The 10,298-nt window shown below is 72.1% G+C and carries 7 protein-coding genes; 3 read left to right on the top strand and 4 right to left on the bottom strand.

The annotated features are described in order from the left end of the window. Window positions 1-99: 99 nt before the first annotated feature. On the top strand, window positions 100-990 hold the full coding sequence (locus tag BWR60_RS34310) for a DMT family transporter (RefSeq protein ID WP_088157548.1): 891 nt from the start codon (window positions 100-102) through the stop codon (window positions 988-990). A gap of 162 nt (window positions 991-1,152) precedes the next feature. Here BWR60_RS34310 and BWR60_RS34305 read toward each other — a convergent pair whose 3' ends face one another. After that, window positions 1,153-1,512, bottom strand: coding sequence for a hypothetical protein (locus BWR60_RS34305; protein ID WP_088157547.1), 360 nt, complete (start codon window positions 1,510-1,512; stop codon window positions 1,153-1,155). A gap of 155 nt (window positions 1,513-1,667) precedes the next feature. On the opposite strand from BWR60_RS34305, the gene BWR60_RS34300 reads away from it, so the two are divergent. After that, complete coding sequence (locus BWR60_RS34300) at window positions 1,668-6,875, top strand: alpha-2-macroglobulin (RefSeq protein WP_088157545.1); 5,208 nt, start codon at window positions 1,668-1,670, stop codon at window positions 6,873-6,875. A 271-nt stretch (window positions 6,876-7,146) separates the two neighbouring features. Here BWR60_RS34300 and ampC read toward each other — a convergent pair whose 3' ends face one another. From ampC to BWR60_RS34285, 3 genes are all read right to left on the bottom strand, one after another. After that, complete coding sequence (gene ampC, locus BWR60_RS34295) at window positions 7,147-8,328, bottom strand: class C beta-lactamase (protein ID WP_088157543.1); 1,182 nt, start codon at window positions 8,326-8,328, stop codon at window positions 7,147-7,149. Then, window positions 8,325-8,831 carry a class I SAM-dependent methyltransferase gene (locus BWR60_RS34290; protein ID WP_088157541.1) on the bottom strand — a complete coding sequence of 169 codons (507 nt, stop codon included), beginning with the start codon at window positions 8,829-8,831 and terminating at the stop codon, window positions 8,325-8,327. The genes ampC and BWR60_RS34290 overlap by 4 nt, the downstream gene beginning before the upstream one ends. A gap of 70 nt (window positions 8,832-8,901) precedes the next feature. Then, entirely contained in the window at window positions 8,902-9,609 is a 708-nt protein-coding gene (locus tag BWR60_RS34285) for a 2-phosphosulfolactate phosphatase (protein ID WP_088157539.1), read from the bottom strand. A 104-nt stretch (window positions 9,610-9,713) separates the two neighbouring features. Here BWR60_RS34285 and BWR60_RS38810 point away from each other — a divergent pair. Further along, on the top strand, window positions 9,714-10,298 hold a 585-nt coding region (locus BWR60_RS38810), incomplete at its 3' end, for a hypothetical protein (RefSeq protein WP_144445857.1).

Here is a 10,298-nt window from a genome sequence, read left to right as displayed (position 1 = left end):
CCCCCCCAACGCCCCTGCATGCCCGCCCTCCGGCCTTTCCGCTTCTGTCGGACAAATTCCTCGGGCACAGAGGGACGAACGGATGGGGGAAATGCGGGAATGGCGGCGATCGGCGCCCAGAAGCTGGACGGAGCGGAAGGCGGTCACGGGACCGGCATCCTGCTGTTCTTCCTCGGCATGTCGCTGTTCACCTTCAACGACGCGCTGGGCAAGTGGCTGGTCGCCGACTACACGGTCGGCCAGGTGCTGCTGATCCGCAGCATCGGCGCCTTCATCCTGCTGCTGCCCTGGATCATCCGCGGCATCCGCGGCCTGCTGTCGCCCGACCAGCCCTGGATGAACCTGCTGCGCGTCGCCCTGATGGCGGGCGAGGTCGCGACCTTCTACTTCGCCGTGCGCGGCCTGCCGCTGGCCGACGTGATGACCTTCTACATGGCCGCGCCGCTGATCGTCACCGCGCTGTCGGTGCTGCTGCTCGGCGAGAAGGTCGGGCCGCGGCGCTGGGCGGCGGTGCTGATCGGCTTCGTCGGCGTGCTGATCGTGCTGCGCCCGACCGGGGCGGCGCTGTCCTCCTCGGCCCTGATCGCGCTGGCGGGCGCCACGCTGTTCAGCCTGATCCTGATCGTCACCCGCCGCGTCCGTCATACCGGCGGGCTGGGGCTGATCACCTACCAGATCGTCGGCACCGGCCTGGCCGGCGCCGCCACCGTGCCCTTCGCCTGGGTGCCGCCGACCGGCTTCGACTGGGCGCTGCTGCTGGGCCTCGGCGTGGTGGCGATGGGCGCTCATCTGTGCATGAACAAGGCGCTGTCGCTGGCCCCGGCCGCGGTCGTCGCGCCCTACCAGTACTCGACCATCGTCATCGCCGCGGCGCTGGGCTGGGCGGTGTGGGGCGACGTGCCGACGCCGACCATCATCATCGGCAACCTGGTGATCATCGCCTCCGGCCTGTTCATCTACTACCGCGAACGGCAGCTGAAGGGGGCGTAGGGGCGGAGGCGAGTCCGGCAAAGCACAGACGCAGCCTATTCCCACACCGTCATCGCGAGCCCCGCAGGGGCGTGGCGATCCAGGCTGGCGCCGGTTCGCATCGGCCCCTGGATTGCTTCGTCGGCTCCGCCTCCTCGCAATGACGGCGGGGAGTGGCCGGTCCTACAAATTCCCCGGATTCCCCGGCTTCAGCTCGCCGACCGCGACCAGCGCGCCGTCATCGCCGAACAGCTGGATCTTGCTGCCGTCCAGCTGGATCTTGTCGCATTCCTTGGTCTCGCCCAGGTCGAAGCACATGTGGTCGTTCTCGATCGTCCACTGCCCGGCATAGGGGCCGTCGTCGCCCAGCCCGTGGATGGTGCCGTCGGCGGCGTAGAACTCGGTGTACTCGACGTCGCCGGCCGTCCCCTCGACCGTGTTGCCGACGATCTGGGCCTGGATCTGCGCGCCGGTCAGCGCATCGGCGGCCAGGGCGGCGGCGGGCACCAGCAGCGGCAGGAGGATCGCCAGGGGTCGAATCATGGGGCACTCCGCGAAGGACGGGGGATCATAGTCGCGTCGCCACGGCGGGGGGAGGGCCGATCCGCCGCCGCGCCTGCGTCATGGTTTCGACGTGATCGGGCGTATAGTCTGTGGCCGAGTCCCGGCTGGGCCGGGGTGAGACGACGGGGGTCGCCATGGCTTTGAAGTTGCGTTTCGCCACCTTTGCCGCGGCGGCGGCGTTGTTGACTGCCACGCTGGCCCTGCCTCCCGCCGCCTCCGCCTATGAGGCGCCGGGCCTCGCCGCCAGCATGGCCGCCTTCGCCAAGAAGCTGGAGCAGCAGGCCAGCGCCACCCCGCCGGACCAGCGGGCCGACCTGAAGTCGCTGCGGGCCCGCGCCGCCGACGCCGCCCAGGGCGAGCGCTGGGACGACGCGGTCAACGCCTACCAGCTGATCCTCGGCCAGCGTCCCACCGATGCCGGCGCCTGGTACGGCCTGGCGCAGGCGCTGCAGCAGACCGACTCCTCGTCGCAGAACGCGCTGAGCGCCGCCTACGCCGCCTATGAGAACGCCGCCACCGACAAGCTGCGCGGCGCCGCCTTGATCCTGCTGGCCCATGGGCTGGAGCAGCAGGACAAGGGCCGCGAGGCGATCAAGGTCGCGGCCGAGGGCGCGAAGCTGGCGCCGAGCGACGACAACACCGAATACGCCAACACCCTGCGCGAGCAGTACGGCTTCCGCGTCACCTCGACCTATGTCCAGAACGACCGCGACGCGCCGCAGCTCTGCGCCGATTTCTCCGACCCGATCGTCGACGGCCGCACCGTCCGCTACTCCGACTACGTCAGGATCGACCCGGCGGTGCCGGTCGAGGTGATCCCGTCCGACAGGCAGCTCTGCCTCGAGGGCGTGTCCTTCGGCCAGACCTACTCGGTCACGCTGCTGGCCGGCATCAAGTCGGTCGACGGCGACGTGCTGGAGGCCGATGACAGCTTCGACCTGACGGTCGACGACCGCCCGGCCAGCGTGGTGTTCCGCGGCAGCGCCTATGTCCTGCCGAAGGGCGGCGAGGGCACGGTGCCGGTGACCACGGTCAACGTCTCCGAGGTCAGGCTGCGGCTGCTGCGCATCAACGACCGCAACCTGGTCGACCAGGTGGCCCAGGGCCGCATCGGGCAGATGCTGGAGAGCTACGACGTCGACAGCCTGGCCCAGGATGCGGGCGAGCAGGTGTGGACCGGGACCATGCCGGTCGACAGCCAGACCAACAAGGCGGTGGTCACCGGCGTGCCGATGGACACGGTGCTGCCGCAGCCGAAGCCGGGCGTCTACCTGCTCTCGGCGGTCGACGCCAAGGTCGACGAGGACAGCTACCAGACCCCGGGCACGCAGTGGATCGTGGTCACCGATCTCGGCCTCGCCACCTTCTCCGGCCAGCAGGGGCTGACCGTGGCGGCGCGCTCGCTGTCCTCGGCCAAGGCCCAGGGCGGCGTCAAGCTGGCGCTGATCGCCCGCAACAATACGGTGCTGGGCGAGGCCGAGTCCGATGCCGGCGGCCTGGCCACCTTCCCGGCCGGGGTGATGGCCGGGCAGGGCGGCAACCGGCCGGCCGCGGTCTACGCCTATGGCTCCGGCGACTTCACCTTCCTGGAGCTGACCGGCCCGGCCTTCGACCTGTCCGACCGCGGCGTCAGCGGCCGGGCGGAGCCGGGGCCGCTCGACGCCTTCCTGTATCCGGAGCGCGGCGTCTACCGCCCGGGCGAGACGGTGCACCTGACCACGCTCTTGCGCAACGAGCGCGCCGCGGCGATCGACGGCGTGCCGCTGACCATCAAGATCAGCCGGCCGGACGGGGTCGAGGCCCAGGTCCAGCAGGCGACGGACCAGGGCGGCGGCTCCTACAGCATCGACGTGCCGCTGGCAGACAGCGCCTATACCGGCACCTGGATCGCCGAGGCCTATGTCGACCCGAAGGGCCAGGCGATCGGCAGCACCCCCTTCCAGGTCGAGGATTTCGTGCCGGCGCGGATCCGCGTCGACCTGAAGACCGACGCCAAGGACCTGCGGGTCAGCAAGCCGGCGGCGGTCACCATCGACGCCCAGTTCCTGTACGGGGCGCCGGCGGCCGAGCTGGCGACCGAGGCCAGCCTGACCCTGCGCCAGGCGGCCAAGCCGTTCCCGGACTATGCCGACTACCAGTTCGGCCTGGTGCAGGACGCCTTCTCGCCGCGCACCCGCCCGATCACCACCCCGGCGACCGACGCCGCGGGGCAGGCCCGAGTCGACATCCTGCTCGACGCGCTGCCGGACACCACCGTGCCGCTCGAGGCCGAGCTGCGCACCGCGGTGTTCGATTCCAGCGGCCGCACCGCCAACGAGACCACGACCCTGCCGGTGCGGCAGGAGCATCCCTGGATCGGCCTGAAGCCGCTGTTCTCCGGTTCGCTGGCCGAGGGCGCGGACGCCCGGTTCGAGGTCATCGGCCTCGACGCCGGCGGCCGCCCGGCCGCGATCAAGGGCCTGCGCTGGGACCTGGTGGAGGAGATCCACGACTACCAGTGGTTCTCGACCGACGGGCATTGGGACTACAAGGTCGTCACCCGCGACCGCAAGGTGGCGGACGGCACGGTCGACGTCGCCCCGAACGCGCCGGCGGCGATCCGCCAGGCGGTCGGCTGGGGCAATTTCCGCCTCGACGTCTACGACCCGAAGGGCGGCGGCGCGACCTCCAGCCGCTTCTATGCCGGCTGGTGGGTGTCGGACGACCCGAACCCGACCCCGGACAAGCTGACCGTCGCCCTCGACAAGACCAGCTACAAGGCCGGCGACACCGCCCGGGTGCGGATCGAGCCGCCCTTCGCCGGCGACGTGCTGCTGTTCATCGCCAATGACCGGGTGCTGGAGACGCGCGACGTCGCCGTCCCGGCCGACGGCGCCACGGTCGAGATCCCGGTCTCGTCCGACTGGGGCGCCGGCGCCTATGTGCTGGCCACCGCCTTCCGCCCCTCGGGCGAGGGCGGGGAGCGGCGCCATGGGCCCGGCCGCGCCGTCGGCGTGGCCTGGTTCGGCATCGACGTCACCGAGCGGGTGCTGGGCGTGTCGATCGACGCGCCGGCCGAGATCCGCCCGAACCAGCACCTCGACCTGCCGCTCACCATCACCGACGTGCCGCAGGGCCAGAAGGCCTGGGTCACGCTGGCTGCGGTGGATGAGGGCATCCTGCTGCTCACCGACTTCCAGTCGCCGGATCCGGCGGACCATTATTTCGGCCGCCGCGCCCTCGGCGTGGAGATGCGCGACGCCTATGGCCGGCTGATCATCAGCGACGGCCGCCGCGGCCAGGTCCGCACCGGCGGCGACGCCTCGGCCCAGCAGATGGCCGGGCTGCCGAAGCGGTCGACCCGCACCGTCGCGCTCTACAGCGGCATCCTGCCGGTGGGCGCCGACGGCCGTGTCACCGTGCCGCTCGACCTGCCGGATTTCGACGGCGAGCTGCGGCTGATGGCCGTGGCCTGGACGCCGGGCTCGCTCGGCTCCGCCTCCATCGCCATGAAGGTGCGCGACCCGGTGATCGCCGAGATCGGCGTGCCGCGCTTCCTGGCGCCGAAGGACCAGGCGCAGCTGACCTTCTCGCTGCGCAACCTGTCCGGCCCGGCCGGCGATTACGGCGTCCGCGTCTCGGCCGAGGGGCCGCTTTCGGTCGCCGCCGACGCCGCCCAGTTCACCGAGACCGTGGCCCCGGGGGCGGAGGCGCGGCGGGCGATCGGGGTGACCGCGACCGCCTCCGGCGTCGGCAAGATCAGGATCAGCGTCACCGGCCCCGACGGCTTCCGGCGCGACCGCGACTGGGACCTGTCGGTGCGCCCGGCCCAGGCGCTGACCACCGACCGCGTCGCCACCCTGGTCCAGCCCAACCAGTCGGTGGTGCTGAACGCCGACCTGGCGCGCGGCTTCCTGCCCGACACCGTGCAGGTCTTCGCCAGCTTCTCCACCCGCCCGACCTTCGACATACCGGGCCTCTTGAAGGCGCTGGACGACTACCCCTATGGCTGCGTCGAGCAGACCACCAGCAAGGCCCTGCCGCTGCTCTACGTCGCCAAGGTGGCGGAGAGGATCGACAGCGGCTTCAAGCCCGACGACGCGCACCGCAAGGTGCAGGGCGCGATCGACCGGATCATGACGGCGCAGCAGCCGGCCGGCGGCTTCGGCATGTGGTCGCCCTTCGGCGACGCCAACCCGTACCTGTCGGCCTATGCGCTCGACTTCCTGACCCGGGCGCGGGCCGAGGGCGGCTACCGCATCCCGGAGCGGGCGTATCAGCGCGGCATCAAGTTCCTGTCGAACTACCTCGACTGGTACGAGGCGCGGTCGGAATGCACCCCGGCCAGCGCCTATGCGCTCTATGTCGTGGCCCGGGCCGGCGGCGGCGATGTCGGCACCATGCGCTACTACGTCGACAACTGCCTGCCGAAGTACCAGACCCCGGTGTCGCAGGCGCAGATCGCCGCGGCCGCCGCCCAGTTCGGCGACACGGCGCGCACCGCCAAGGCCTTCGCCGCGGCGACCTCGACCGAGCGTCCTGCTGATTTCTACGGCGACTACGGCTCGCCGCTGCGCGACCACGCCGCCACCGCGGCGCTGCTGCACGAGGCCAAACAATCGCAGGACGAGGTGCTGCAGCAGGTCGACGTCGCCGCTGACCTGTTCGCCCGCGACAAGTGGTGGAGCACCCAGGACATGACCTGGCTGCTGATCGCGGCCGACGCGGCACTGGACGGCGCCACGCCGCTGTCGCTCGACGTCGCCGGCAAGGCGGTGGCCAATCCCGGCACCGTCTACCGCTACAGCCCGGACGCCCCGGCCCTGGCCGCCGGCATTCCGGTGAAGAACACCGGCAGCGGGCCGATGCGCCAGGTGCTGACGGTGCGCGGCGTGCCGGCGGCGCCGCTGCCGGCGGGCGGCGACGGCTTCGAGATCGTCCGCACCTATCTCGACCGCGACGGCCGGCCGTTCGACCCGGCCAAGACGGCGGTGAAGCAGGGCGACCTGGTCACCGTGCTGCTGCGCGGCCGGGCCACCGACGACCTCGACCACCAGGCCCTGATCGTCGACCTGCTGCCGGCGGGGCTGGAGATCGAGAACCCGTCGGTCGGCAAGGGCGCGCAGCTGGGCGACATCGCCGACACGCTGTCGGACACGCAGCATGTCGAGATGCGGGACGACCGCTACGTCGCGGCGGTCGACCTGACCGGCGACACCCGCAACTTCACGGTGGCCTATCTGGCCCGCGCCGTGACCCCGGGCCGCTTCGCCCTGCCGGCCGCCTATGTCGAGGACATGTACCGGCCGCAATACAACGCCCGCGGCGGCTTCGGCGCCCTGACCGTCGAGGCGCGGAAGTAGCACCAGCCGGATCAATCGGAGGCCCCCGCCGCGTCCCGCACGCGGTGGGGGCTTTCGTTTTCGGGGCTGGAGCGGAACGAATTCAAGACGTTGCCCCTCCCGCTTGCGGGAGAGGTCGGAGACGCGAAGCGGCTCCGGGTGAGGGGATTTCGTCGAGGCCTGGGCCAGCCCTCACCCGGTCGCCCTGCGGGCGCCCGACCTCTCCCGCCAGGCGGGAGAGGTAACACGCGAAGACGCTCGATATCAGGCCCCGGCATGGCCGCGCCTCAGCTCACTCCGCCCCGTCCAGCACCGTCAGGATCCTGTGCGCCGCCGTCACCCGGTCCGCGATCGGATAGTTCCGGTTCGCCAGGATCACCACGCCGATGCGCCGGGACGGGACGAAGGCGACATAGGCGCCGAAGCCGTTGGTCGAGCCGGTCTTGTTGAGCAGCACGTCGTCCTGCGGCGGCAAGGGCGGGTCCAGCCGGCTGACCGGGTTGGGCTTCAGGCTCATCTCGGTCGAGTTGCCGGCCAGCAGCCGGTCCAGCCCGATCGGCCAGGCATACATCTCCCAGCCCAGCCCCTGGGTCATGTCGCCGACCCGGTCATAGCCGGCATGGGTGGCGGCGATGGCGCGGCGGGTGGTGTCGTCCAGCCCGGCGCCGTCGATATTGGCGTCGACGAAGCGGATCATGTCGGCCGCGGTCGACTTCACGCCATAGGCCTCGGCATCCATCGGCCCCGGATTCACCCGCACCGGCTTCCCGGCCTTGCTGTATCCCCAGGCATAGGCGGCCATCCGGTCCGGCGGCACCCGGATGAAGGTGTGGCTCAGCCCCAGCGCCGGGAAGATCCGCTGCTGCATCAGCTCGTCGAAGGGCCGGCCCAGGCTGCGGGCGGCGAGGTAGCCGAACAGGCCGATGCTGGGGTTTGAATAGAGGCGCCGCGTGCCGGGCGCCCAGTCCGGCCGCCAGCCGCGATACCAGGCGACCATCCCGGCGTCGTCGGTGATCTCGTCCGGGAATTGCAGCGGCAGGCCGCCGGCCGTGTAGGTGGCGAGGTCGAGCAGGCTGATCCGGTCGAAGCGGCTGCCCGCCAGCTCCGGCATGTGCCGGCTGGCGGCGTCGGACAGCGCCAGGGTGCCCTGCAGCTGCGCCGTGGCGCCGAGCGTGGCGGTGAAGGTCTTGCTGACCGAGCCGAGCTCGAACAGCGTGTCCTCGGTGACCTTCTGCCCGCTCTCCTTCGACGCGACGCCGTAGCTGAAGAACAGGTGCCGGCCGTCGACCGTGACCGCCACGGCGATGCCGGGGACGTCGTTCTGCTGCATCACCGGCCGGATCGCCGCGTCGACCACACGGGCGATCGGGGTGGCGTCGGGCGCGGCGCCGAGCAGCAGCGCCGCGAGGCCTGCGAAGGCGGGGACGGCAAGCAGGGCGCGGGCCAGCGCCCGCCGGCGCGATACCGGGATCATCCTGTCTCCATGGCTCGGGGCTGCCGGCAGGGCGGCGCCCTGCACGGTGCGGCGTCGTGGCCGCCTGCCCCCTGGATAGGCGCAAGCGATGGCCCCCGCCAGACGAGGAATACTTCCCTGAGCCATGAGATAAACTTGGCCATCGCCGCCTTCGCCCTGACCCTCAGGCCCGGCGGGCGCGGATGTGCAGGAACAGCGGCAGGCGCTGCCAGCGGCAGCGCGGTGGCGTTGGCCAGCCGGACATCCATTGCCGGATCGGCCTGGCGGGCCGCGGCGACCAGGGTCGGCGAGGCGTCGATACCGGTGATCCGGTGCCCCAGCCCCTTCAGGTGCCGGGTCAGGCGACCCTCACCGCAGCCGATGTCCACGGTCAGGCGGCCGGGCGGGGGCAGCAGTTGCAGGAACTGGTCGCGGTGATGCAGCCAGTAGCTGTCGTGTCCGGACTGCCGGGCCCAGCGGATCCACTGGCGGGCCTGGGCTTCCCAGCGTTCGGCGAGGTCCATCGGATCATTCTCCTGGCGCATTCGGAGCGGCGGGCTGATTCAAGCCACATCGCGGGCCGCCGGCAACGGCTCAGCCGGCGCGGTACACGCCCTCGGCTAGCAGCGGCGCCGTGGCGCTGACCTCCCGTTCCAGGGCCAGCGCCACGTCGCGCGGGAAGCCGCCTTCGGTGAGCTCGCGGCCGGACACCGATTCCCGGATCAGCTGCGGGATGTCCGCACCGGCCGTGCGGCAGGCGTCCCGCATCACCTGCGCCTCGGGCGAGCAGGGCAGGTCCAGCGCGTCGATGACGGCGCCGGCGCCGATCAGGTCCTCGATCGCCGGCCGCAGGCCCCCGTCCGGCCAGCGCTCGCCGGCGGGGATGACGCCGATGGCGCCGTCCCCGGCCAGGCCGCGTGCCGCCCGCGCCACCGCGGCGGCGTTGCGCAGGCAGCCCGCCAGCACCGGCGTGCCGCCGCCGGCGAGGGACAGGCGGGAGCCGTTGGGGGAGGGCAGCATCAGCCGGGTCCCGGCCGGGATCCCGAGCAGGCTGGCCGGCGACAGGCTGAGCTGGCCCCCGGCCGCCCGCCGCGGCCGCGCCAGCAGGGCGCCGGCCCGCTCCGCCGCCAGCTTGGCGGCCGCCGGGTCGCCATAGGGGAAGGGCAGGATCTGCGCGCTCCGCGACACCGCCACGTCGACGGCGGTGCAGAAGGACAGCACGTCGACCACGACCAGAGCCGCGACCCGGTCCCGCAGGGCCTCGATGCCGGCCATGCCCCATTCGGCCAGAACCTGCGCCATCCCCGTGCCCTCCGCCACCGCAGGCGCAGCCTAGACCGCCCCGCCGGGGCAGTGAACACGATGTTCATTGCGCCGCCGCCCGAATCATGTTCATGATACGTTCCATGGATGAGGCGCAGACCGATCTGGAGTCGGAGGCCCCGCTCACTCCCGCCGAGGAGCGGGCGGCGCGGCATCTGCGCCTGCTGGCCCGGATGGCCGAGATCCAGATCGAGGTGGCCGAGGCGGCGCGGACCGAGGCGGTCGAGGCGCCGCAGCCCGGCGTCGACTATTGCCAGCGCATCGCCGTGATCGCCCGCTCGCTGCGGCTGACGCTGCTCTTGGAGCAGACGATGGGCGAGGCGCGGCGGGAGGAGCGGCGCCGGGCGGCGGGGCGGCAGGTCGCCGTCACCCAAGGCGACCGCTCGCATCGTGTGTTCCTGGCGGTGGCCGCGGCGGTCGGCGAGACGGCGGAGAGCGAGGCGGAGGATGCCCGGCTCTGCCATGAGGTGCGGGAATACCTGGAGCGGCCGGAGGTGGCGGAGCGGGTCGAATCCTGCCCGGCGCCGGCGATGGTGGCGGAACTGTGCCGCCAGTACGGGCTGCCGGTGGAGCCGGAGGAGTGGCTGGCCGTCGCCGATGCGGCGCTGGAGCAGCTGGGCTTCCTGGCGCCGGCCGACGATCCGCCGGAGGACTTGCCGGCGCCAGGA

The sequence above is a fragment of the Inquilinus limosus genome (genome assembly GCF_002195995.1).
Classification (GTDB): domain Bacteria; phylum Pseudomonadota; class Alphaproteobacteria; order DSM-16000; family Inquilinaceae; genus Inquilinus; species Inquilinus limosus_C.
This window is presented reverse-complemented; position numbering and strand designations above follow the sequence as displayed.